Here is a 23,236-nt window from a genome sequence, read left to right as displayed (position 1 = left end):
TAAGGCTTTGACGGAGGCGTACCTGTGATGAACCTGTGCGACGGTACCGGCCGCGCTTCCGTTTATCCACAGTCAAGACAAAGTTGGTGGCATCACGGTCATAGGTATTGGCGGGACATGCAAAGGGGTCTAGCTTCCTTGGCGGTGTCGCTGTGACCGAGGAGGTGCCCATGCACTTACGAGGGTTGAGCAAGGAAAGACGCGTCTGGGCGGCGTCCGTCGCCGCCGGGGTCGTGACCGCCGGGCTGCTGTCGGGTCCGGCCGCGAGTGCCCGCCCTTTCCCCGAGCCCCCGCTGACAACGATGTCGATCAAGTCGCCGCCGGGCGGCGCGAACGTACGGGTGCTGATCTTCCACGGTTCGGCGGCGGCCGGGGAGGAGCCGCCGGTCGTGAACGCCGGGATCGAGGCCATCGAGGACATCGGCCTGTCGGGCCCGGCGAACCGCCGCTTCAAGGTCCAGGCCACCGACGACCCCTCGGTGTTCACGGACGGGACGAGGCTCGGCCGCTTCAACGCGATCGTCTTCCTGACCGGCGGGGGCGACGTCCTCGACGCGGAGCAGGAGGCGGGTCTCGAGGCGTACATGGAGGCCGGCGGTGGGTTCGTCGGCATCCATGACGCGGCGCGCGCGGAGCCGTACTCGGACTGGTTCACCGGCCTGGTGGGTGCCCGCCCGGCCGCGTCGAGCCCGACGGCCGTGCAGCGTGCGACCGTGGAGGTGGGCGACCGCCGGCACCCCGCCACCAAGGACCTGCCCGTGCAGTGGAAACGCCCGGACCAGTGGCTGAACTGGGTGAAGAACCCCTCGGGCGCGGTGCACACCGTGGCGCGGGTGCGCGAGTCGACGTACCGGCCGGGCACCGGTTCCAACGGCTGGGACCATCCGGTCAGTTGGTGCCGGGACTACGACGGCGGCCGTTCCTTCTACACGGGCATGGGCGGCACGGTGTCGTCGTACGACGAGGCCGACTTCCGCGACCATCTGCGCGGTGCCCTGATGTGGACGACCCGGCTGGAGCAGGCCGACTGCAAGGCGACCATCACCGCCAACTACGCGGCGGAGCGGCTGACCAAGCCCAACCAGCCCGGGCAGAACGACCAGATCGGCGAGCCGCACGGGCTGGTCACCGCGCCCGACGGCCGGGTCTTCTCCATCGGCCGAGGCGGTGCCGACTCCTCGCAGCCTGTGATCACCGACTGGAACAACCCCGACATCGGCAAGGGCAGGGGCGAGATCCACGTCTGGGACCCGAGGACCAAGCAGGTCACGCTCGCCGGTGCGCTCACCGTCTTCGGCAACAAGGGCGGCGGCGACGAGCTGGTCAAGGTCGAGGAGGGACTGCTCGGCATCGAGCTGGACCCGAAGTTCGCGCAGAACGGGTGGGTGTACCTGCACTACACGCCGCACGAGCGGATCAACCGCGAGACGCGGATGGCCGAGCGGCGCGTCTCCCGCTTCACGCTCGACCAGGCCACGAACAAGCTGGACCTGTCCAGCGAGAAGGTGCTGCTGAAGTGGCCGGTGCAGATTCACAGTTGCTGCCACGCGGGCGGCGGGATGACCTGGGATTCCCAGGGCAACCTGTACATCGCCACCGGTGACAACAACTCCAGTGGCTTCAGTGGCGGTTACTCCGGCAACAACCCGGAGCCGAACTACAAGGGCGTGTCCTTCGCGGACGCGCGCCGCACCGCGGGCAACACCAACAACCTCAACGGCAAGATCCTGCGCATCCACCCGGAGCCGGACGGCACGTACACGCTGCCCGAGGACAACCTCTTCACCGGCAAGGAGAGCGACGAGGGCGGCGGCAAGACGCGCGGCGAGATCTATGTGATGGGTGTCCGCAACCCCGCGCGCATCTTCGTCGACACGTCGACCGACGTGCTCTACGCGGGCTGGGTCGGACCGGACGCGAGCGCTCCCTCGACGACCTGGGGTCCGGCCAAGTACGACACGTTCGCCGCCATCACCGAGGCGGGCAACCGCGGCTGGCCGTACTGCATGGGCAACAAGCAGCCCTACCGGGACCGCAATCTGCCGGATCCGTCCAAGCCGCTGGGCTGGTACGACTGCGACCACCCGAAGAACGAGTCGCCGAACAACGACGGCCTGGTCAATTTGCCGCCGGTGACGGGCAACAACATCTGGTACTCGCCCTCGGGCGGCGCCCCGGACTATCCGCGCGACGCGAACGGCGTCCCGTCGTACAAGGCGGAGGAGGCCACCTACAAGCTGCCCTGGCTCAAGGGTGGCGGACAGGCGGCGATGAACGGCCCCGTCTACCGGTATGACAAGGCCGCGGCCGACAGTGCCGTGAAGTGGCCGGCGTACTGGGACGGAAAGTGGTTCGTCGGTGACTTCTACGACGCCGACCAGCCGCGCAACGCGGTGATCATGGACCCGAAGACGCAGGGCGACGGCGGTCTGCCGGTGCACTCGGAGTCACTGAAGAAGATCGTGCCGGTCGGCAACGACGGCATCAGGAACCTGATGGACTGGAAGTTCGGTCCGGACGGCGCGCTGTACGTCCTCGACTACGGGCGCGGCTTCTTCACCTCGGACTCCAAGTCGGCCCTGTGGCGGGTCACCTACAAGGGCGGCGGGCCGACCCCGGCCGCCGGTCTGCTGGCGAGGGGGACCGAGTGACACGGCATCCACGGCACCGAAGGATCTGGGCCGCCCTGCTGGCCGCCCTGCTGGTGATGCTCGGCGTGCAGGCGATGCCCGCGGCCGGGCAGCCCGGGGCGCCGGCCGCCGAACAGGTGCTCACCTGGACGGCCGGGAACGACATCGACAAGTACCTCTCGGCGCCGAAGACGGCGGTCGCCGGCACGGCCACGATCGTGTTCGAGAACAGCGCGGCCACCGGCAACACCACGGGCATGCCGCACACGCTGACGTTCGTGACCAGCGATCCCGAGTTCAACAGCGATGTGCAGCTCAACATCCTGGCCAACCCCAACGACGCCCAGGGCGGCAAGCACACCGCCCAGGTCACGCTCACGCCCGGCCGGTACTTCTACCACTGCACGATCCCCGGCCACGGCCAGATGCAGGGCATCCTGACGGTGACCGAGGGCACCGGCGAGGACACCACCGCGCCCGACGCGTCCGCGCACGTGAGCGGCACGCGGAACACGCAGGGCCAGTACGTGGGCTCCGCGAGCGTGGCGCTGCACGCCACCGACGAGGGCGGTTCCGGTGTGGACAGAATCGAGTACGCACTCGGGGACACCGGTGTCTGGCAGCCGTACACCGCGCCGGTCGTGGTCGACCGGGTCGGTGATCACACGGTGCGCTACCGGGCGTTCGACAAGGCGGGGAACGTCTCCGCCGAGAAGAGCACCGCGTTCACGGTGGTGGCGCCCCCGTCGGACGACAGCACCGCACCGGAGACCTCGGCGACCGTCAGCGGTGAACGCGACGCGGACGGCGCGTACATCGACATGGCGACGGTCACCGTCTCCGCCTCAGACACCGGTTCCGGGGTCAACACCATCGAGTACGCGATCGGCTCCGGGGCCTGGCAGCCGTACACCGCGCCCGTGATGGTGCACCAGGCGGGCGAGCACACCGTCCGCTACCGCGCCACCGACAAGGCGGGCAACGTCGCGGCGGACAAGAGCGTGCGGTTCACCGTCGTCGCGGCGCCGCCGCAGGACACCACCCCGCCGGTGACGGGCGTGAGCGTGGAGGGCACGAAGAACTCCGCGGGAGCGTACGTCAACAGCGCCCGGGTGACCGTCACGGCGACCGACGCGCACGGCTCGGGCGTCGACAGGATCGAGTACTCGCTCGACGGCGGGCCGTACCTCGCCTACACGGCGCCGGTGGTCGTCGACCGGGCCGGTGCGCACACCGTGGCCTACCGGGCCACGGACAAGGCCGGCAACACCGCGGCGGCCCGCACGGTGTCCTTCACGGTCGTCTCCGGGCAGGTCCCGGCGCCCGACTGCCCCGAGTACGACGAGCGGCTGACGGTGATCGTCGGCACGGTCGACTCCGGGGTGCGCAACCGGGTGACCGACAACCGGTGCCGGATCGGCGAGCTGATCGAGGACGAGAAGGAGTGGACGTCCCACGCGCTGTTCCTCAAGCACGTCACGTCCGTCCTCGACGCGCTGCTGAAGGAAGGCGTGATCGACCAGCGCGAGTACGACGCGATCCGCAAGGCGGCCCGGCAGTCGGGCATCGGCAAGCCCGGGCAGACCGAGGGCTACCGTGCGCTCTTCGACGGCACGGCCGAGTCCCTCGCCAAGTGGCAGCAGGTGGGCGGCGGTTCGTTCGGGCTGAACGCGGACGGGACGATCACCTCCGGCACCACCACCCCCGGCATGGGCATGCTGTGGTTCCCGCAGCGCAAGTACGGCGACTTCTCGCTCAAGCTCCAGTGGCGTGACGACGTGCCCGGCACCGGCAACGCCAACTCCGGTGTGTTCGTGCGCTTCCCGTGGGTTCACGACCACCCGGAGGAGTCCCGGCCCGAGTGGGTCGCCATCAAGTACGGGCATGAGGTGCAGGTGTTCGACCGGCCCGACGGCGACATGTACAAGACCGGGTCGATCTACGGTTTCGACCGCGTGGGTCTGGCCGGCGCGGGCGTGACGCAGAAGGGCACCTGGAACGACTACGAGATCCGGGTGGAGGGCCAGCACTACTCGGTCTTCCGCAACGGCGTGCTGATCAACGAGTTCGACAACACCGGCGGCCAGGAGTTCACTCCCCCGCGCGCCGACGACCCGGGCACGGGCGGGCGGCGCTTCGCCTCCGGCTACATCGGGCTCCAGGTGCACGGCACGACGGACGTGGTCTCGTACCGCGACATCCGGATCAAGGAGCTGTAGGAGGCGCCTGTTTGCGGGCCCTGCTCGGCTGTACCCGTCTGGGTTCCCCCGGCATCTTCGGATACTCGGGCGGGTACGGCAGGTCGCCAAGACCGTGGTCGTGCTCGTCGCGGCGGGCGAGGTCGAGCAGGGCCTCCAGCGAGTAACGGTGGTCGTCCATGTCCGCGTGCACATCGCCGAGTTCGGCGAAGCGCGCGGGCATGGTCGCGAGGTCGAAGTCCTGCGGGTGGGCGACGCCGACCTCCTCCCAGCGCAGGGGTGCGGAGACGGGGGCGTGCGGGCGGGGGCGCACCGAGTAGGCGGAGGCGATCGTGCGGTCGCGGGCCGTCTGGTTGTAGTCGATGAAGATCCGCTCGCCGCGTTCCTCCTTCCACCACTTGATGGTGACCTGCTCCGGCATCCGGCGTTCCATCTCCCGGCCGACGGCGATGGCGGCGCGCCGCACCTGGGTGAAGCTCCAGCGCGGTTCGATGGGCACGAACACGTGCAGGCCCCGGCCGCCGGAGGTCTTGGGGAAGCCGCGCAGTCCGCCGAACTCGTCGAGCACCGCCCGCAGTTCGTGGGCGGCGCGGGCGGCGTCGTCGTAGTCGGTGCCGGGCTGCGGGTCGAGGTCGATGCGCAGTTCGTCGGGGCGGTCGACGTCGTCGCGGCGGACCGGCCAGGGGTGGAAGGTGAGCGTACCGAACTGGGCGGCCCACACCACCGCGCCGACCTCGGTGGGGCACATCTCGTCGGCGCTGCGGCCGCTGGGGAAGGTGATGTGCGCGGTCGGGATCCAGTCGGGCATGTTCTTCGGCGCCCGCTTCTGGAAGAAGTTCTCCCCGCTCACGCCCTCCGGGTAGCGCTCCAGGGTGGTCGGCCGGTCCCGCAGGGCGCGCAGGATGCCGGGTCCGACGGCGATGTAGTAGCGGGCGAGGTCGAGCTTGGTGAAACCGCGCTCGGGAAAGAAGACCTTGTCCGGGCTGGACAGCCGCACGGTCCGGCCGCCGACCTCCAGTTCCACCGCGTCACCCATGCGAGCCACGGTAGGCGCAGCCCGCATACCTCGCACATCGGGCACGGGGTGGGATCCGGCGCGGAACCGACACTCAGGTCCGCCGATCGCTATGCCTTCGGAATCGCCCACTCTGTGGGGTCACCGGATTCAGGCTCGTAGACGAGACGCTCGGGCCGCTGCTTGCCGTCGACCGGGAAGGCGATGAGCCCGGCCGCGCAGCGACCTGGCAGAACCCTCTTGCCCATCGGGAACTCCGGCTTCGGCATGTCGCCGCCCGAGGACCCTGTGACCTCGACGCTCGTGCGGGGCGGTGATCGTCCTGGTGACGGTGACGGTGGGCGCGGGCTTGCCGCTGCCACTGCTGCCGCACGCTGTGGCGGTTGCGCCGAGCATCACGGTTGCGGCGATGGCTGTACGTGTGCGCATGGTCCCCCCGGGGTGCTGTGTATCGACAGGGCATGATGCACCCCGTGAAGGCTGAGTGCGACCGGTACGGCAGTGCCGTAATCCGCTCGAGGCGCACCCGGGCGTCCCCGTGTGATCAGCAGAAGGGCGCGTTCGGATCGTTGGCCCAGAAGGAGAGGAACGACCAGGTCTGAGCACCGACGCGCCCGTCGGCGACGATCTCGGCGCAACGTTGGAAGTACCTCACTGCCCGGCGCGTCTCCTGACCGAAGTCCCCGTCCTCGGCAAGGTCGGCGCCAGTGGCCTCGTTCAGATAGCACTGAGCTTGCCGCACGGCAGCCCCGGAAGACCCGCGTTGCAAGTTCGGCCGACGGTCGGTGTAGTCGCAGATGTCCGTCGGCCCCCCTTGGGCCGGGAGGACCCTGGCGCTTTGGGACGGGGGAGTGCCTTGCGGTGTTGCGGCGGCCGGGCCTGCCGCAAAGGCGAGCGGAAGAGCCAGGGCCGCAGCGGCGGCGCACGCACGTCGCATCCTCATCACCTCCAGAGGGCGCTTCTGTCCCATCGTCCCCCTGCGTCACCCCCGTTGCATCTGGCGGGGAACGCCCAGCCGTCGCTGCACTCAGGGCGCGCGGAAACCGCAGATGACGTGCCGCTCTACGGACGCCACGCACAACAGGCGGGCCCCGTGGACCACTCGTAAGGTCGATCCATGGATCTGCCCGTGATGCCCCCTGTCCTGCCGATGCTCGCCAAGTCGGTGGCGGCGATCCCCGTGGGCATGCAGTACGAGGCGAAGTGGGACGGGTTTCGGGCGATCGTGTTCCGTGACGGGGACGAGGTCGAGTTGGGCAGCCGGACCGGCAAGCCGCTGACCAGGTACTTTCCCGAGCTGGTGACGGCCGTGCGGGAGCGGTTGCCGGAGCGGTGCGTGGTGGACGGGGAGATCGTGATCGCGCGGGAGGGTCATCTGGACTTCGACGCGCTGACCGAGCGGATCCATCCGGCGGACTCCCGGGTGCGGACGCTGGCCGAGCGGACGCCGGCCTCGCTCGTCGTGTTCGACGTGCTGGCCCTGGGCGACGAGTCGCTGATGGACGTTCCGCTGACCGGGCGGCGTGAGCGGCTGCTCGGGGCGTTGTCGGGGGTGGCGGCGCCGGTGCACCTGGCGCCGGCGACCACCGACATCGAGGTGGCGCGGCAGTGGTTCGAGGAGTACGAGGGGGCGGGTCTCGACGGGGTGATCGCCAAGCCGCTGACCGTGCGGTACCGGCCGGACGAGCGTGCCATGTTCAAGATCAAGCACGAGCGGACCGCGGATGTCGTGGTCGCCGGGTACCGCCTGCACAAGAGCGGCCCGGTGGTGGGCTCGCTGCTCCTCGGGCTGTACGACGAAGGGGGCACGCTCCAGCACGTGGGGGTGTCCGCCGCGTTCACGATGAAGCGGCGCGCCGAGCTGGTGGAGGAGCTGGAGCCGCTGCGCATGGACGACGTGTCGGGGCATCCGTGGGCGGCCTGGTCGCAGGAGTCCGCCCATGAGAAGGCCCGGCTGCCGGGGGCGCCGAGCCGCTGGTCGGGCCGCAAGGACCTGTCGTGGGTGCCGCTCCGGCCGGACCGGGTCGCCGAGGTGGCGTACGACCACATGGAGAACGGGCAGCGCTTCAGGCACACGGCCCGTTTCCGCCGCTGGCGCCCGGACCGGACTCCTGAGAGCTGCACCTACGCGCAGCTGGAGGAGCCGGTCCGTTACGACCTCGCCGAGATCCTCGGCACCTGAGGGTGCTCAGGGCTGCATCAGCACCTTGACCGCGCCGTCCTGCTTGCGCTGGAACATCTCGTAGGCGTGCGGCGCGTCCGACAGCGACACGCGGTGCGTGGCGAAGTCGTCGACGCCGAGCGGGTCCTCGTCGGTGAGGTACGGGATGATGTCGTCGGCCCAGCGCCGGACGTTGGCCTGGCCCATCCGCAGCTGGATCTGCTTGTCGAACATGGTCAGCATCGGGAGCGGGTCCGCCATGCCGCCGTAGACACCGGAGAGCGAGATGGTGCCGCCGCGGCGCACGAGCTCGATGGCGGTGTACAGGGCGGCGAGCCGGTCGACGCTGAACCGCTCGGACATCGGGCCGCTCAGCTTGCGCGGCATCACGGCGGCGGCGTTCTGCACCAGCTTGGCGATCGCGCTGCCGTGGGCCTCCGTGCCGACGGCGTCGATGACGGCGTCGGGGCCGCGGCCGTCGGTCTGGTCGCGGATGGCCTCGACGAGTTCCTTCTCGTTGTCGAAGGAGCGCAGGTCGAAGGTCTCCACGCCCCGGGCCTTGGCCCGGCGCAGCCGCTCCGGCACAAGGTCCACGCCGAAGACGCGTCCGGCGCCCCGTACCTGGGCGACGCGGCAGGCCATGTCGCCGATCGGCCCGAGGCCGAGCACGGCGATGCTCCCGCCTTGGGGCACGTCCGCGTAGGCGACCGCCTGCCAGGCGGTGGGCAGTACGTCGGACAGGTAGACGAACCGGTCGTCGGCCGGCCCCTCGGGCACCTTGATGGGGCCGAACTGGGCCTGCGGGACGCGCAGGTACTCGGCCTGGGCGCCCGGCACCGCGCCGTACAGGCGGGTGTAGCCGAACAGGGGCGCGCCCATGCCCTCGCTCTTGACCTGGGTGGTCTCGCACTGGGTGGGCAGGCCGGTCAGGCACATCCAGCAGGTGCCGCAGGCGATCTGGAACGGGACCACCACCCGGTCCCCGACCTGGAGGTCCGGGACGCCCGCGCCCACCTCCTCGACGATGCCCATGGGCTCATGGCCGAGGATGTCCCCGGGGGTCATGAACGGTGTGAGCACCTCGTACAGGTGCAGGTCGGATCCGCACAGCCCCGAGGAGGTGATGCGGATGATCGCGTCCGTGGGCTCCTCGATCCTGGGATCGGGCACCTCTTCCACCCGCACGTCCCGCTTGCCCTGCCAGGTCACTGCCTTCATCGCCTCGGGCTCCCTCCGTCGGCTGCGCGTCGGTCGGTCGGCGCCGCCCGGGTACCCCTGCCGCCCGGACCGAACCCCGGGCCGGTCCGCCCCGCCGCCGGGTCGGACCGTGGGCCGATCGGCGGACACCGGGGAGACACCGACTTGCCAAAACCGCTCGACGATGGGCGTCGATGGTCAGATAAGCGCACAATCTAGACACATCGATGACATGAGGCGCGATGACGACGGTGGGCAGAGGACGGGGCGTGCGCGGTCGGCGCACCGCGACGACGGCGGCGCTGCTGGCCGCCCTGACGACGGCCGCCGCGGCGGGCTGCACGGGCGGGAGCGGACCGGGCGACGACGGGCGGGGAACGGACCGGGAGAATCATCGGACGGCTTCGCCGCGAGCCACGGGTCCGTCCGTACTGGCCGTGAAGATCGACAACACGAGCCCGGCCCGTCCGCACAGCGGTGTCGGCGCCGCGGACGTGGTCTACGCCGAGCAGGTCGAGGGCGGGCTCAGCCGGCTGATGGCGGTCTACGCCACCCGGCTGCCCGAGGCGGTCGGGCCGGTGCGCAGCGCACGCGAGTCGGATCTCGAACTGCTGCGCCAGTTCGACCGACCGGCCCTCGCCTTCTCCGGCGCGCAGACGAAGCTCCTGCCGCTGATCGGCCGGGCTCCGCTGCGGGCCGAGACCCCGTCCGACGCCGCCGACGCCTACTTCCGCGGCGACGACCGGCCCGCCCCGCACAACCTCTACCTCCGGCCGGGGCGGCTGCTGCCCGAGGCCCCGGGCAGGGCGGCCCTGACCACCGGCTTCCATTACGGCCCGGCGCCCTCCGGCGGCACGGCGACGGACTCCCGGACGGTGCGCTACCCGGCGGCCCGCTTCACCTTCACCTGGTCGGACTCGCGCGATCGCTGGCTGGTCGGCATGGACGGCGGCTCCGCGGCGACGTCCGACGGCAAGCCGCTGGCACCGGCCACGGTCGTGGTGCAGCACGTGAAGGTGCGCGAGTCCGCCTTCCGCGACTTCCTCGGCAACAACACCCCCTACACCGAGACGGTCGGCTCCGGGAAGGCGGAGGTGCTGCGCGACGGGCGGTCCTGGGAGGTGAACTGGAAGCGCGAGAAGGCCGCGGACGGCACCTCGTTCACCACCGGTGACGGCCAGCCGGTGAACTTCGCGAAGGGCCAGGTGTGGGTGGTGTTCGCCAAGGCGTCCTGACCGGCCCGGGCCGCGTCGGTCAGCGGGGCGCCGCCAGGGGCTCCTCGGGGTGGCGCAGCCCCTCCGCCGCGTCCGCGACACGGCGGATGAGGTCGAAGAACACCGTCCGCTCGTCGGCGGTCAGCGGGGCGAGGAACACCTGGTTCATCCGGGCGGTGCGCACGGTCAGCCTGCGATGCGTGCGCACCCCCTCGTCCGTGAGGCGCAGCAGGAAACGGCGGCCGTCCTGGGGGTCGCGGACCTTGTCGAGCAGACCGCGCCTGCCGAGCCGGCTGATCACCTCGGCGACGGTGGACCGGTCGAGCCCCACCCGCTCCCCCGCCGTGCGCTGGTCCAGGCCGGGTTCGGCGACGAGGGCGTTGAGGACCGCGAACTGGGGCGAGGTGATCTCCTCGGAGACCATCGCGTTCCACAGCAGGTAGTGCGCCTGCTGGAGTCGCCGGGCCAGGTGCCCCGGGTGGGTGGTGAGGTCCGCGGCCGCCATGTGCACCCCTCGGTCGTTTTCGTCGGTGCACTGAACAATACGCAACGTGCCGAGCCCTGTCTGCCTCCTGCGCACCGGTCGCCCAGTCTATTCACCGAGGTCTTGACGCCTTCCTGTCCCGGTGGCAGCGTGAGGGGCAGCTCGCGGAAATAGTCAGTGCCCTGATTAATCTGGTCGGGTCGCGCGGAAGAGATGGGGGCCTCTCGGATGGACAAGGTGGTCGCCACAGCCCTGGAGGCGGTGGCCGACGTGCCGGACGGCGCGTCGCTCGCGGTGGGCGGTTTCGGGCTGAGCGGCGTGCCGAACGTGCTGATCGAGGCGCTGCACGAGCGCGGCGTGGCCGGTCTCTCGGTGGTGTCCAACAACTGCGGAGCGATGGAGTCGGGCCTGGCCGTCCTGCTCGCCGCCGGCCGGATCGCCCGGGTCACGGGCTCCTACATCGGCGCCAACAAGGAGTTCGCCCGGCAGTACCTGGCCGGGGAGCTGGAGGTCGAGCTGATCCCGCAGGGCACGCTGGCCGAGCGGCTCCGGGCCGGCGGCGCCGGGATCCCCGCCTTCTACACCCCGGCCGGCGTGGGCACCCAGGTCGCCGACGGCGGGCTGCCCTGGCGCTACGACGGTGAGGGCGGCGTCGCGCTCGCCTCGCCACCGAAGGAGGTCCGGGAGTTCGACGGCACCGAGTACGTGCTGGAGCGCGCCATCCGCACCGACTTCGCCCTGGTCCGGGCCTGGAAGGGCGACCGGCACGGCAACCTGGTCTTCAACAAGTCCTCCCGGAACTTCAACCCGCTGGCCGCGATGGCCGGGCGGATCACGATCGCCGAGGTGGAGGAACTGGTGGAGCCCGGGGAGATCGACCCGGACGCGGTGCACCTGCCGGGCGTCTTCGTGCAGCGGGTGCTCGCGCTCACCCCGGAGCAGGCGGCGGACAAGAAGATCGAGCAGCGGACGGTGAGGTCCTGATGGCCTGGACGCGCGAGGAGATGGCCGCCCGGGCGGCACGGGAGCTGCGGGACGGGCAGTACGTCAATCTCGGCATCGGCCTGCCGACGCTCATCCCGAACCACCTTCCCGAAGGTGTCGAGGTCGTCCTGGAGTCGGAGAACGGCATCCTGGGCACCGGCCCCTACCCAACCGAGGAGCAGGTCGACCCGGATCTGATCAACGCCGGCAAGGAGACCGTCACGGTCCTGCCGGGCGCCTCCTTCTTCGACTCGTCGCTGTCCTTCTCGATGATCCGGGGCGGGCACATCGACGTGGCCGTGCTCGGCGCCATGCAGGTCTCCGAGCGGGGCGACCTGGCCAACTGGGCCGTTCCCGGCAAGCTGATCACCGGCATCGGCGGGGCGATGGACCTGGTGCACGGCGCCCGTACGGTCGTGGTCGTCATGACGCACACCGCAAAGGACGGCTCGCCGAAGATCGTGGCCGAGTGCTCGCTGCCGCTGACCGGCAAGGCCTGCGTCGACCGGATCATCACCGACCTCGGCGTCCTGGACGTCACCGACGACGGTCTCGTCCTGGTCGAGACCGCGCCGGGCGTCGGCGCCGACGAGATCGTCGCCGGGACCGGCGCCGAACTGACCGTTCCGGAGGGCCTGAAGTGAAGGACGTCTACCTCGTCGACGCGGTCCGCACACCGATCGGCCGCTACAACGGAGCGCTGGCGGGTGTGCGCCCGGACGACCTGGCCGCGCACGCCGTGCGTGAACTCCTCGCCCGTACACCGGAGCTGGACCCGGAGCGGATCGACGACGTGTATGTCGGCAATGCCAACGGGGCCGGTGAGGAGAACCGCAACGTGGGCCGGATGGCCGCGCTGCTCGCGGGCCTGCCCACGTCCGTGCCGGGTGTGACGGTCAACCGGCTGTGCGCCTCGGGGCTGGAGGCCGTGATCCAGGCGGCCCGCGCCATCGCGCTCGGCGACGCGTCCATCGCGCTGGCCGGCGGCGTCGAGTCCATGACCCGGGCGCCGTACGTGCTGCCGAAGAGCGACAAGCCCTTCCCGGCCGCGCACACCGAGCTGTACTCGACGACCCTCGGCTGGCGGATGGTCAACCCGCGGATGGAGCCGCAGTGGACGATCCCGCTGGGCGAGTCGGCCGAACTCATCGCGGACAAGCACCGGATCGGCCGCGAGCAGCAGGACGAGTTCGCCCTGCGCAGCCACGAGAAGGCCGCACGGGCCCAGGCCGAGGGCCTGTTCGACGCCGAGACGGTGCCCGTGACAATTCCGCAGCGCAAGGGCGAGCCGGTGCTCTTCGCCGCCGACGAGTGCGTCCGGCCCGATGCCTCCCTGGCCGCGATGGCCGGGCTGAGACCGTCCTTCCGCACCGAGGGCGGCACCGTGACGGCCGGCAACGCCTCCCCGCTGAACGACGGCGCGGCGGCGCTCCTCCTCGTGGACGACGAAGGGTTGCGGGCCACGGGCCGCGAGCCGCTCGCCCGGGTCCGCGCGACGGGTGTGTCCGCGACCGACCCGCACTACTTCGGGCTGGCGCCCGTGGAAGCGGTCAACCGGGCGCTGGCCAAGGCGGGCAGGGGCTTCGGCGACCTGTCCGTACTGGAGCTGAACGAGGCGTTCGCCGCGCAGGTGCTGGGATGCGTGGCCGAGTGGCCCGAGTTCGATCCCGCGATCCTCAATCCGCAGGGCGGCGCGATCGCCCTGGGCCATCCGCTGGGTGCGTCCGGGGCCCGGCTGGCCGGCACCGTGGCCCACCAACTGGCCCGGCGGGGTGGCGGCGTCGGTGTCGCCGCGCTGTGCATCGGGGTGGGCCAGGGGCTCGCCCTTGTCCTCGAACGTTGACGAAACGCGGAGTCCCATGACGCTCACTCAGCACGACATCGACCAGGAGATCGCGGCCGCGCACGCCGCGTACGAGAAGCGGCTCGCCGACGGGGGACCCGTCGAGCACCAGCCGCGGCGGGACTACGCGCCGTACCGTTCGTCGGTCCTGCGTCATCCCAAGCAGCCGCCGGTCACCATCGACGTCGGCAAGGACCCGGAGCTGGTGGAGCTGTCCTCCCCCGCCTTCGGGGAGCGGGACATCACCGAGATCGACAACGACCTCACCCGGCAGCACCACGGCGAGCCGATCGGGGAGCGCATCACCGTGTCCGGACGGCTGCTGGACCGCGACGGACGCCCGGTGCGCGGCCAGCTCGTGGAGATCTGGCAGGCCAACTCGGCGGGCCGCTACGCCCACCAGCGCGAGCAGCACGACGCCCCGCTGGACCCCAACTTCACCGGGGTGGGCCGCACTCTGACCGACGCGGACGGCCGTTACCACTTCACCACCGTCCAGCCCGGCCCCTACCCCTGGCGCCAGCACCTCAACGCCTGGCGGCCGGCCCACATCCACTTCTCGCTCTTCGGCACGGCGTTCACGCAGCGGCTCGTGACGCAGATGTACTTCCCGAGCGACCCGCTGTTCCCCCACGACCCGATCATCCAGTCCGTGACGGACGACGCGGCCCGGCAGCGGCTGGTCGCGACGTACGACCACAGCCTGTCGGTGCCGGAGTTCTCGATGGGCTACCACTGGGACATCGTGCTCGACGGCCCGCACGCCACCTGGATCGAAGAAGGGCGCTGACCAGCCATGACGAAGATCGACCCCAGCCGCCCGGAGAGCGTGCTGCCCACCCCCTCGCACACCGTGGGCCCGTTCTACGGCCACGCCCTGCCGTTTCGCGGCGGCGAGGACATCGCACCCCTCGGCCACCCCGGCACGATCACCGTGCACGGCTACGTCACCGACGGCGAGGGCACGCCGCTGCCCGACGCCCTGATCGAGCTGTGGGGGCCGGACCCCGACGGCAACCTGCCCACCGCCGACGGCTCTATGCGGCGCGATGCGGCCTCCGGCGGCTTCCTCGGGCGCAACGGCGTGGAGTTCACCGGCTGGGGCCGCATCCAGACGGATGCGAACGGCCACTGGTACGCCCGCACCCTGCGGCCCGGCGCTCGCGGCCAAAGCGCCCCTTACATCAGTGTGTGCGTCTTCGCGCGGGGACTGCTCGTGCACCTGTACACCCGGATCTATCTGCCGGGCGACACGGCGGCGCTCACCGCCGATCCTCTGCTGTCCGGGCTCGAGGACACGCGCCGCGACACGCTGATCGCCGCCGAGGAGGGGGACGGCACGTACCGTTTCGACATCCGCCTTCAGGGCGAAGGCGAGACGGTCTTCCTGGAGTTCCAGTGACATCTCCCTCGGGCGACACCGGCCTGCTCGCCCCCGGATGGGCCGGCTCGACGGCCGCGGCCACCACCGGCGACCGGGCGTATCTGCGGGCGCTGCTCGACGCGGAGGCCGCTCTGACCCGCGCCCAGGCCGCCACGGGGCTGGCCCCCGCCGAGGCGGCGACGGCGGTGACCGAGGCGGCCGGCGCCGCCGCCTTCGACGTACGCTCCCTCGCCGAGCGGGCCCGCGCGGGCGGCAACCCGGTCATCCCCCTGGTCGCCGAGCTGACGAAGGCCGTGGGTGAGCCCTACGGGCCCTACGTCCACCGGGGCGCGACCAGCCAGGACATCATGGACACGGCGACGATGCTGGTCGCCGTGCGGACCCTCGACCCGGTCCTCGACGACCTGGACCGCACCGAACGGGCCCTTGCCCGGCTGGCCGCCGAGCACCGCGACACCGCGATGCCGGGGCGGACCCTCACCCAGCACGCCGTGCCGACCACGTTCGGGCTGAAGGCGGCCGGGTGGCGGTCGCTGGTGCTGGACGCGCGGGACCGGGTGCGGGCCGTGCGGGAGTCGCTGCCGGCCCAACTCGGCGGCGCGGCGGGGACGCTGGCGGCCTTCGGGGCGTACGGCGCGAGTGATCCGGCAGGGCTGCCGGAGGTCTACGCCCGCGAACTCGGCCTCCGCGCGCCCGAGCTGCCCTGGCACACCCTGCGGACACCCATCGCCGATCTCGCCGGGTGCCTCGCCTTCACGGCGGGCGCCCTGGGCAAACTCGCCGTGGACGTCCTCACCCTGACGCGCACCGAGATCGGCGAAGTCGTGGAGGGCACCGGCGGCGGATCGTCCGCCATGCCGCACAAGTCCAACCCCGTGCGGTCCACCCTGATCGCCTCCGCCGCGCGCCGCGCACCGCAACTGGCGGCCACGCTGTACGGCGCCATGGCCGCGGAGGACGAACGTCCGGCCGGGGCCTGGCACGCCGAGTGGGAGCCGCTGCGGGATCTGCTGCGGCTGGTCGGCGGAGCCGCCCGGGACGCGGCCGGCCTGGCGGAGGGGCTGCGGGTCAGGCCAGAGGCCATGCGCGAACACCTGGACCTCACGGGCGGGTTGATCGTCTCGGAGCGGCTGTCCGCCGAGCTGACCCCGGTGCTGGGCCGGGCCCGGGCCAAGGAACTCCTCACCCGCCTGGCGGCACAGGGGCAACCGCTCGCCGACGCACCTGAGTTGGCGGACTCCGATCTCGACCCCACCCACTACACGGGGTCCGCCGGGACCCTCACCGACCGTGCCCTGGAGCGACGTTGACCCTCCTCGACCACCACGCCGAAGGCCCGGCTTCCGCTCCCCCGCTGCTGCTCGGTCCCTCCCTCGGCACCTCGTACGCCCTGTGGGACGAGGTGGCGCCCGAACTGTCGATCACCCATCGGGTGGTGCGCTGGGACCTGCCGGGGCACGGCAATTCGGCGGCCGGACTCATCGAGGAGGGCGCGACCGTCGGTGACCTCGCCGGGCTGGTGCTGGCGCTCGCCGACTCGCTCGGCATCGAACGGTTCGCGTACGCGGGGGTGTCGCTGGGCGGGGCCGTGGGACTGCATCTCGCCGTGCACCACCCGCGGCGCCTGTCGTCGCTGGCCGTGATCTGCTCGTCCGCGCACTTCAACGGTGCCGGGCCGTGGCAGGAGCGGGCCGCTCTGGTACGCCGGGAGGGGCTGGACGGACTGGCGGACGGCGCCGACGCACGCTGGTTCGCCGGGGACTTCACCGTGCCGCGCCTGGTCCGGGACCACCGGGAAGCCGACCCGGCCGCGTACGCCGCCTGTTGTGACGCGCTCGCCGCGTTCGACCTGCGGGACCGGCTGGACGGCATCACCGTGCCGACCCTGCTGATCGCCGGCCGCGAGGACCCCGCGACCCCGCCTCCGCATCTGCGGGAGATCGCCGACGCCGTGCCGGGCGCGACGCTCGTGGAGTTGCCGGGCGCCTCGCACCTGGCGCCCGCGCAGTGCCCGGAGGCCGTGCTGACCGCGTTGCGCGCCCACTTCGGCCAGGGGGCCCCGCGGGGCATGGCCGTACGGCGTGAGGTGCTGGGCGACGCGCACGTGGACCGGGCGCAGGCCCGGCAGAGCCCCTTCACCGCCCGCTTCCAGGACTTCATCTCGCGCTACGCCTGGGGGGAGATCTGGACCGATCCGACCCTGTCGCGCCGTGAACGCAGCATGATCACCCTCACCGCGCTGGTCGCGCACGGCCACTACGACGAGCTGGCCATGCACGTCCGCGCGGCCCGTCGCAACGGGCTCACTCCGCAGGAGATCGGCGCGGTGCTGCTCCAGACGGCGGTGTACTGCGGGGTGCCGGCGGCGAACTCGGCGTTCGCGACGGCCCAGCGGGTGCTGGCGGACGAGGACGGCTCCTGCTGACCCGGCCCTTCAGGACGCGGCCCTGAAGGGCTCGGCGCCGCGACTACGCCGGTCCGGCGCCGGACGCGATCGCCGCCCGGGCTCGCTCTGCCAGTCCGTCGGCCCCGCACGAGACCGCCAGGTCCAGGCCGCGGTGCAGGTCGGCCGCCGAGCGGGCGGCGATGCCGTACTCGATGCGGGCCGCCGCGTGCTCGTACTGGCAGGGCGAGGCCTCCAGGTAGGTGACGGCCTGGGCGAGGAGCCGGACCGCGCGCTGGCCGGTCTCCAGGACCGCGGCACAGCGCAGGGCTTCCCCTATGGCGGTGTCCGTGCCGAAGCGCTCGGCCCGGCGCCGGACGTCGACCGCGAGCCGGGCGGCCCGGTCCGGGTCCTCGGTGCTGAGGGCGCGGGCCAGGTCGGTCGCCCAGGGGACGAGCACCGGGTTGTGGTGTCCGCGGGCCGCCGCCGCCTTCTCGGCGGCCTCCAGTTCGTTGATGCCGTCCTTGGTGCGGCCCACGGCCAGCAGCAGCCGGCCACGCACCGAGCGCGGGTCGGGCAGGACGATGGTCGACGGGTAGGGCGGGGCGAAGCCGTGGCGTTCGGCGACGTCCCAGGCCTGCTCGACCTGGCCGCGGGCGAGCAGGGTGTCGACGAGGCTGCATGTGGCGGACCAGTACAGGGGCAGGCCACGGCCGACCCGCTCGGCGAGGCGCAGCGACTCGCGCAGGGACGCCTCCGCCTCCCGCAGCCGGCCCCGCCTGCGGTGGCCGATCCCGACGTAGGCGTGGGCCAGGGCGAGGTGGCCGCCGCTCCAGCCGGCGGTCTCGTAGGCGCGCAGCCCTTCGTTGTAGAGGGTCTCGGCGCGGTCGAGGCGGTCGGTGAAGGCGTACGCGTTGGCCAGCATCAGCAGCAGTTCGATGCCCCACTCGGTGTCGGTCCAGCCGAGTCCGGGCGCCAGGCGGCCGTTGACGAGGGCGCGGTCGCACAGCTCGGCGACCTCCTCGGCGTTCTCGCCGTGCATCAGGGCGTCGAAGCCGCGCAGGATGAGCAAGGCACGTTCGGAGTTGTCCCGGCCGGTGCAGGTGCTCGCGAGGTCGGCGAGCCGCTGGGAGCGGCCGGGTGAGGTGGCCTCTCCGGCGTACAGGCCCTCCCACATGAAGTGCACGGCTTGCAGCCGCATGCGCGCGGGGCCCGGCTGGAGCCGGGCGGCCTCCGCCTCCACCGTGCGGACGGCCTCCTCCAGTTGGTCGTTGTGCAGGAGCGCCTGGGAGAGCCGGAAGACGGCGTCCACCCGCTGGTCGCCGTCGAGACCGGGCATGGCGAGCGCGGTCCGCAGATGGCCGATGGTGCGGGCGGGCGCGGTGAGGAAGGTCGCCTCGGCGAGTTCGTAGAGGACGTGCGGGTGGGACTCGGGCCGGGGCGGTTCCTCCAGAGCCCGCTCCAGGCAGCGGCGGGCGGCGTCGGGGGCGCCGACGGCGAGGTGCTCGCGGGCGGCTTCCCGCAGTTGCCCGACGAGTTCCTCGTCGTCGTCCGGGTGGACCTCCAGGAGGTGGCGGGCTGCGGCCGCCGCGCCGTGCCCCTCGTCGGAGACGATCCGGGCGGCGATGCCGTGCATGGCGGTGCGCAGGGCGTCGGGGATGGAGTTGTAGACGGCGGTGGCGATCAGCGGGTGGACGAACTCCAAATCACCGTCGGCGCTGCGGCCTGTCGCCGGGTCGGGCGCGGTGAGGATGCGGGCGGTGCGCAGGAGTTCGGCGCAGCGGCGGGCGTCGTCCGGGCGCAGGGTGGCGAGTTTGGCGACCAGGTCGACGGAGATGCCGGTGCCGAGGATGGCGGCGGCCCAGGCGAACCTGGTGGCGTCGATGCCGAGTTCCTCCAGGCGGGCGACGAGGCCGCCGCCGCGGGCCGAGCGGTTCAGCTCGCGCAGCTCGCCGGCCCGGGCCTCGATGGGTTCCAGCTCGCTGTCCTGGACCTTGGCGAGGAGTTCGACGGTCTCGTAGGGGTTGCCGGCGGTGACGGCCCAGACCTCTCGGCAGAACGCGGCGTCGGCGTGCTCGCCCAGGGTGGCGCGGGTGAGTCCGGCCGTGGCGTCCGGGGTGAGGGCGCTCAGCGTCGTGACGGGACCGTCCGCGGCGGCGCCGACGGCGTCGAGGTGGCGGGCGCTCGCACCGGAGACCTCCTCCTGGCGGCGGGTGACGACGACCAGGACGGACATCTCGTCCAGGCGATCGGCGAGTGCCGCGAGCCAGTGCAGGGTCTCCTGGTCGGCCCAGTGGGCGTCGTCGATCAGCAGGACCAGCGGCCAGTCCCGGCGGGCGAGCCGGCGCACCGCCGCCACGAGGCCGTCGCACACGCCCTGCGGGTCGGCCTGCCGGTCCCCCGGCTCCGCTATGCCGAGCGCGGGTCCGGCGATGTCGTACCAGTCGCCGAGGTACTCGCGGGCCTCCTCCGGCAGCATCGACACCAGCGCCGGCTGGAGCAACTGCCGTACCACGTTGAAGGGGACCGACCTGAGGGTCTCGCCGCCGCGCGCCGACCACACCTGGCACCCGCGGGCCTCGGCGATGCGGCGGGTTTCGGCCAGCAGCGCGGTCTTGCCGAGCCCGGCCTCGCCCCGGAAGACCAGCAGTCCGCCGGACGAGGAACGGTCCGCGCACAGGCGGTCGACCGCCCGCGTCACGGCGGCGACCTCCTCGTCGCGCTCCCACAGGGAAGCCGAGGCGGCGGCCCTGGGCCGTACCTCCGTCATCCCGTTACCTCCCCAAGTCGCCCGAACGACGTACAGACGTCGAGCGTAGCCGTCCGATTGCCGGAGTGGAGGGTGGTCGGGGCACCTCTTGCCGTGACGGGTGACACCGGGTGCGGCCGGGCGACGCACCCGGCCCGTCACCAGCCGTCTTCAGGTCAACGACGGGCAAAGACACGGGAAGTGACGCTCATTCAGCGACGACGGGCACACACGCTGCGGTCGTCGGGGAGTTGATCGCGGGGCCGGTGGGCGGCCTCGCCGGGGGGTACCGGTCCGGCGTCCACGGCTGCCTTCGCGACGGTCGTCGCGGCGCGAGTACGCATCGTTCGGGCTCGCGTTCTTCCTCCGGCCCGCGGGGGCGGCGCTTTCCGGCCGACCGGGCGTCCGGGGGCGGCGTCCGGTGCCGGTCCCGGTGATCACGCTGAGGACGGTGGCGACGACGCCGATCGGGGGCTGTCTGCGGGTGGGGAGGCGGGCGACGGGACGCCCGACCCGGTGCTGGGGGGGCGATGCTCGCGGAGTCGCCGCGCGGGATGCCCTCGCGCACGCCGCACGAGCTGGGGCTGCCGCTGGAACAGCCGGTTCCGACTCCTCTCATGCCTCTTTCACCGACGCCTCATACGGTGGGGGCATGACGCAGGAGACTCCTCCCGGGTGGTACGCCGATCCCGGACAGACAAGTGACGGGCCCGCCACGGAGCGCTGGTGGGACGGCAAGGCCTGGACGGACCGCATCCGCCCGGCCCGGCCGCCCGCGACCTGGGGTCCCCCGCCGGGCCCGGCGTCCGCCGACTCCATACCGACGCGGCAGCCGGCACCGGAGACGCCGCCCGCCGGGACACCGGATTCCGGTCCGGCCGGTACGGCGACACCGGCTGCCGCCGGGCAGGCCGCCGGTGCCGGTGCACCTGCTGCCGCCGATCCGCAGGGAGCCGGACAGCCGACCGGGGCCGAAGCCCCGGGAGCGGCCGGGCAGACGGACGCCCCCGGGCAGACGGCCGACGGCGGTGCACCGGCTGCCGCCCAAGGGCCCGGGGCCGGGCAGGCGGATGGTGCCGCGGGCCGGCCGAATGCCCCCGGGCACGCCGGAACCGGGCACACCGCGGGCGCCTTCGGCTCAGGTGCCGCCGGGCAGGCCGCGCAGGGCTGGGGTCCCGGCGCCGCCGGGCAGGCGGGAGCCGGACAGCACCCGGGGGTCTGGGGTCCCTCGGCCGCCGGCTATGCGGGGGCTGCCGGGCAGCCGGGGAGCGGCGCGTATCCGGGGGCTGCCGGATACGCCGCCTACCCCGCCCCTCCCGCCGCGCCTCCCGGTGGGAAGGGGCGACGGCTGCGCATCGGTGCCGCCGTCGCCGCCGCCGTGGTCGTCCTCACCTGCATCGGCGTGGGCGTCTACGCGTTGACGGACAACGGCGGCGGGGGCGGTTCGCCCACCTCGCAGGGACCTGGCGGGCCGGGCGCCCCCGGGGGCCAGGGCGGCCCGTTCGGCGGGCCGGGCGGATCCGGCGGCTCGGGTGGATCCGGAGGGTCCGGAGGCAACGGCGGCGACGGCGGGCCCGGCGGGCCGAGTCCGCGGCCCGAGCAGTCCGAGCCGCCGAAGATCAGGAGCGGTTCGGTGACCGACACGGTCAGCGGGATCAGTCTGCCGATCCCGAAGGGCTGGTACGGCCAGCAGGCCAGGGCCGGCGCGCAGGTGACCTCCGAGGCTTCCTACAAGTGCCCGGGCGACACCTCCTCGACCTGCACCAAGGGCGGCGCCTACTCGGCCCCGGCCCTGGCCCTCCGCACCAAGGGCACCACCGCCGAGGAGATCGCCAAGGCGGACATCGCGGCGAACGCCGAGGAGTCCTACGGCGGCAAGTCCTACGGCGGGATCACCTCCCACGACGTGCTGGAGTCCAAGGCCGTGACCGTGGCCGGGCAGAAGGGCTACCTGGTGCGCTGGAAGGCCGTCACGAGCAAGGGCGCCGACGGCATCGTGGAGTCCCTCGCGTTCCCCTCCCCCGCGAACGCGAAGCGCATGGTCGTGGTGCGCTTCGGTGTCGACGCGGACCAGACGGAGAGCGTGCTGGACGACATCACCAAGGGCATCAAGGTGTCGACGGGCGGCGGCAACGGCCAGGACGTCTGACGCCCGGCCTCCCGGACGCCTGTCGGCCGGGTGGGGCGCCCCCGCCGCTCACAGGGGAACCCCACCCGGCCGGGGGGTGCGCGCCGCCCCCGTCCCCACGGGTCGGCGCGGTCGGGTCACCGTCCGGTCATCCGACGGACGGCGGCCCGGGTCTCAGGTCAGGCCCAGTGCCGGCAGCACGGCGGCCTCCACGAACCGGACCAGGTAGTCGGGGTCCGCGTACTCGCCCTCCAGAACGGGCCGGATGCGCAGGACGCCGAACATCTGCGCCGGGATGTACTCCAGCGCCGGGTGATCGGCCGGCACTTCTCCCCGCTCGATCCCGCGCCGGATGATCTCCTTGAGCGCGGCGATCTCCGGTTCGACCAGCGCCTCGCGCAGCGCGCGCTGCAACTCCGGGTCCTGGGGGGCCGCGTGGACGAGCGCCTGGAGCAGCTTGGTGTCCCGGCCCGACAGCTCTCCCGCCGCCCGGGCCGCCTCGCGCAGGTCGTCCGCGAGCGAGCCGGTGTCGATGCAGCGTGTGCGCCGGTGTGAGCGCAGCGCCGCCGCGACGAGCTGCGGCTTGGTCTTCCACTGCCGGTAGAGCGTGGACTTGCTGCACCGGGTGCTGGCGGCGATCCCCTCCATGGTGACGGCGTCGTAGCCGCACTCCCGCAGCTGCTCCAGCACGGCGTCGTAGAACTCCTGCTCACGCTCGGGCGTGATCTTGGAGCGGCGCGTGACACCGACCGGCTCGGGCCGGTCCGCAGCCTGCGACGTCATGGGCGGTGCTCCTGGCTTTCGTCGGGCGGCCGGAAAATTCCAGGCCGGCGATGTGTCCTTCGTCTATCGATACGCCAGTGTAC

17 protein-coding genes and 2 pseudogenes are annotated in these 23,236 nt (G+C 72.4%); 13 read left to right on the top strand and 6 right to left on the bottom strand.

The genetic code is table 11. From position 1 onward, the window contains the following. Positions 1 to 170: 170 nt before the first annotated feature. Together AC0665_RS10840 and AC0665_RS10835 are read left to right on the top strand one after the other, a co-directional pair. On the top strand, positions 171 to 2,651 hold the full coding sequence (locus AC0665_RS10840) for a ThuA domain-containing protein (RefSeq protein WP_478704840.1): 2,481 nt from the start codon (positions 171 to 173) through the stop codon (positions 2,649 to 2,651). Positions 2,652 to 2,707: 56 nt separating this feature from the next. Then, positions 2,708 to 4,849 (top strand): OmpL47-type beta-barrel domain-containing protein, encoded by a 2,142-nt coding sequence (locus AC0665_RS10835; protein WP_478705033.1) that lies wholly within the window; start codon positions 2,708 to 2,710, stop codon positions 4,847 to 4,849. Here the strand turns inward: AC0665_RS10835 and ligD are convergent. Together ligD and AC0665_RS10825 are read right to left on the bottom strand one after the other, a co-directional pair. Next, on the bottom strand, positions 4,836 to 5,864 hold the full coding sequence (gene ligD, locus AC0665_RS10830) for a non-homologous end-joining DNA ligase (protein WP_478508851.1): 1,029 nt from the start codon (positions 5,862 to 5,864) through the stop codon (positions 4,836 to 4,838). The two genes, AC0665_RS10835 and ligD, sit on opposite strands and share 14 nt — an antisense overlap. 523 nt (positions 5,865 to 6,387) lie before the next feature. Further along, entirely contained in the window at positions 6,388 to 6,780 is a 393-nt protein-coding gene (locus AC0665_RS10825; protein WP_478705032.1) for a peptidoglycan-binding domain-containing protein, read from the bottom strand. Between the two features lie 180 nt (positions 6,781 to 6,960). Here AC0665_RS10825 and AC0665_RS10820 point away from each other — a divergent pair, with 180 nt between their 5' ends. Next, positions 6,961 to 8,025 carry an ATP-dependent DNA ligase gene (locus AC0665_RS10820; protein WP_478606149.1) on the top strand — a complete coding sequence of 355 codons (1,065 nt, stop codon included), beginning with the start codon at positions 6,961 to 6,963 and terminating at the stop codon, positions 8,023 to 8,025. 6 nt (positions 8,026 to 8,031) lie between these two features. Here AC0665_RS10820 and AC0665_RS10815 read toward each other — a convergent pair whose 3' ends face one another. Continuing rightward, entirely contained in the window at positions 8,032 to 9,222 is a 1,191-nt protein-coding gene (locus AC0665_RS10815) for a zinc-dependent alcohol dehydrogenase (protein ID WP_468403916.1), read from the bottom strand. 221 nt (positions 9,223 to 9,443) lie between these two features. Between AC0665_RS10815 and AC0665_RS10810 the strand changes: the two genes are divergently transcribed. After that, the gene (locus AC0665_RS10810) at positions 9,444 to 10,436 is read left to right on the top strand and encodes a DUF3048 domain-containing protein (protein WP_478704839.1); all 993 of its coding nucleotides are present in this window, start codon (positions 9,444 to 9,446) and stop codon (positions 10,434 to 10,436) included. A 19-nt stretch (positions 10,437 to 10,455) separates the two neighbouring features. Here AC0665_RS10810 and AC0665_RS10805 read toward each other — a convergent pair whose 3' ends face one another. Further along, positions 10,456 to 10,920 (bottom strand): MarR family winged helix-turn-helix transcriptional regulator, encoded by a 465-nt coding sequence (locus tag AC0665_RS10805; protein WP_478606154.1) that lies wholly within the window; start codon positions 10,918 to 10,920, stop codon positions 10,456 to 10,458. A gap of 207 nt (positions 10,921 to 11,127) precedes the next feature. Between AC0665_RS10805 and AC0665_RS10800 the strand changes: the two genes are divergently transcribed. From AC0665_RS10800 to pcaDC, 7 genes are read left to right on the top strand one after another with little or no spacing between them, the layout of a single operon-like run. Further along, a complete protein-coding gene (locus AC0665_RS10800; protein WP_363116845.1) occupies positions 11,128 to 11,883 on the top strand; it encodes a CoA transferase subunit A in 756 nt (251 codons plus the stop codon). After that, on the top strand, positions 11,883 to 12,527 hold the full coding sequence (locus AC0665_RS10795) for a 3-oxoacid CoA-transferase subunit B (RefSeq protein ID WP_478508853.1): 645 nt from the start codon (positions 11,883 to 11,885) through the stop codon (positions 12,525 to 12,527). The genes AC0665_RS10800 and AC0665_RS10795 overlap by 1 nt, the downstream gene beginning before the upstream one ends. Beyond that, entirely contained in the window at positions 12,524 to 13,726 is a 1,203-nt protein-coding gene (locus AC0665_RS10790) for a thiolase family protein (protein ID WP_478704838.1), read from the top strand. Before AC0665_RS10795 ends, AC0665_RS10790 begins: the two co-directional genes overlap by 4 nt. 16 nt (positions 13,727 to 13,742) lie before the next feature. Beyond that, positions 13,743 to 14,516 carry a protocatechuate 3,4-dioxygenase subunit beta gene (gene pcaH / locus AC0665_RS10785; RefSeq protein ID WP_468403905.1) on the top strand — a complete coding sequence of 258 codons (774 nt, stop codon included), beginning with the start codon at positions 13,743 to 13,745 and terminating at the stop codon, positions 14,514 to 14,516. Positions 14,517 to 14,522: 6 nt separating this feature from the next. Further along, positions 14,523 to 15,128: a protocatechuate 3,4-dioxygenase subunit alpha gene (gene pcaG, locus AC0665_RS10780; protein WP_468632393.1), complete on the top strand. Its 606-nt coding sequence runs from the start codon at positions 14,523 to 14,525 to the stop codon at positions 15,126 to 15,128. Then, the gene (gene pcaB / locus AC0665_RS10775) at positions 15,125 to 16,420 is read left to right on the top strand and encodes a 3-carboxy-cis,cis-muconate cycloisomerase (protein ID WP_478704837.1); all 1,296 of its coding nucleotides are present in this window, start codon (positions 15,125 to 15,127) and stop codon (positions 16,418 to 16,420) included. The genes pcaG and pcaB overlap by 4 nt, the downstream gene beginning before the upstream one ends. After that, entirely contained in the window at positions 16,417 to 17,535 is a 1,119-nt protein-coding gene (pcaDC, locus tag AC0665_RS10770; protein WP_478606171.1) for a bifunctional 3-oxoadipate enol-lactonase/4-carboxymuconolactone decarboxylase PcaDC, read from the top strand. The genes pcaB and pcaDC overlap by 4 nt, the downstream gene beginning before the upstream one ends. A gap of 43 nt (positions 17,536 to 17,578) precedes the next feature. Here the strand turns inward: pcaDC and AC0665_RS10765 are convergent, their stop codons facing one another. Next, on the bottom strand, positions 17,579 to 20,263 hold the full coding sequence (locus AC0665_RS10765; protein WP_478606173.1) for an ATP-binding protein: 2,685 nt from the start codon (positions 20,261 to 20,263) through the stop codon (positions 17,579 to 17,581). Positions 20,264 to 20,894: 631 nt separating this feature from the next. On the opposite strand from AC0665_RS10765, the pseudogene AC0665_RS10760 reads away from it, so the two are divergent. Next, positions 20,895 to 21,011 (top strand): annotated as a pseudogene (locus AC0665_RS10760) (DUF2510 domain-containing protein); the annotation flags it as partial. A 375-nt stretch (positions 21,012 to 21,386) separates the two neighbouring features. Further along, positions 21,387 to 22,391 (top strand): annotated as a pseudogene (locus tag AC0665_RS10755) (hypothetical protein); the annotation flags it as partial. A 153-nt stretch (positions 22,392 to 22,544) separates the two neighbouring features. Here the strand turns inward: AC0665_RS10755 and AC0665_RS10750 are convergent. Further along, complete coding sequence (locus tag AC0665_RS10750; RefSeq protein WP_468632385.1) at positions 22,545 to 23,153, bottom strand: TetR/AcrR family transcriptional regulator; 609 nt, start codon at positions 23,151 to 23,153, stop codon at positions 22,545 to 22,547. Between the last annotated feature and the right edge of the window lie 83 nt (positions 23,154 to 23,236).

This window comes from Streptomyces sp. NPDC043685 (genome assembly GCF_056436585.1).
The sequence above is the reverse complement of the archived record's forward strand: the minus strand, read 5'-3'. Positions and strand labels throughout refer to the sequence as shown.

Excerpts from the sequence above, each read along its gene's own strand:
- AC0665_RS10840 (WP_478704840.1), top strand. The coding sequence starts at position 171 with ATGCACTTACGAGGGTTGAGCAAGGAAAGACGCGTCTGGGCGGCGTCC.
- AC0665_RS10835 (WP_478705033.1), top strand. The coding sequence starts at position 2,708 with ATGCTCGGCGTGCAGGCGATGCCCGCGGCCGGGCAGCCCGGGGCGCCG.
- ligD (WP_478508851.1), bottom strand. The coding sequence starts at position 5,864 with ATGGGTGACGCGGTGGAACTGGAGGTCGGCGGCCGGACCGTGCGGCTG.
- AC0665_RS10825 (WP_478705032.1), bottom strand. The coding sequence starts at position 6,780 with ATGCGACGTGCGTGCGCCGCCGCTGCGGCCCTGGCTCTTCCGCTCGCC.
- AC0665_RS10820 (WP_478606149.1), top strand. The coding sequence starts at position 6,961 with ATGGATCTGCCCGTGATGCCCCCTGTCCTGCCGATGCTCGCCAAGTCG.
- AC0665_RS10815 (WP_468403916.1), bottom strand. The coding sequence starts at position 9,222 with ATGAAGGCAGTGACCTGGCAGGGCAAGCGGGACGTGCGGGTGGAAGAG.
- AC0665_RS10810 (WP_478704839.1), top strand. The coding sequence starts at position 9,444 with ATGACGACGGTGGGCAGAGGACGGGGCGTGCGCGGTCGGCGCACCGCG.
- AC0665_RS10805 (WP_478606154.1), bottom strand. The coding sequence starts at position 10,920 with ATGGCGGCCGCGGACCTCACCACCCACCCGGGGCACCTGGCCCGGCGA.
- AC0665_RS10800 (WP_363116845.1), top strand. The coding sequence starts at position 11,128 with ATGGACAAGGTGGTCGCCACAGCCCTGGAGGCGGTGGCCGACGTGCCG.
- AC0665_RS10795 (WP_478508853.1), top strand. The coding sequence starts at position 11,883 with ATGGCCTGGACGCGCGAGGAGATGGCCGCCCGGGCGGCACGGGAGCTG.
- pcaH (WP_468403905.1), top strand. The coding sequence starts at position 13,743 with ATGACGCTCACTCAGCACGACATCGACCAGGAGATCGCGGCCGCGCAC.
- pcaG (WP_468632393.1), top strand. The coding sequence starts at position 14,523 with ATGACGAAGATCGACCCCAGCCGCCCGGAGAGCGTGCTGCCCACCCCC.
- AC0665_RS10765 (WP_478606173.1), bottom strand. The coding sequence starts at position 20,263 with ATGACGGAGGTACGGCCCAGGGCCGCCGCCTCGGCTTCCCTGTGGGAG.
- AC0665_RS10750 (WP_468632385.1), bottom strand. The coding sequence starts at position 23,153 with ATGACGTCGCAGGCTGCGGACCGGCCCGAGCCGGTCGGTGTCACGCGC.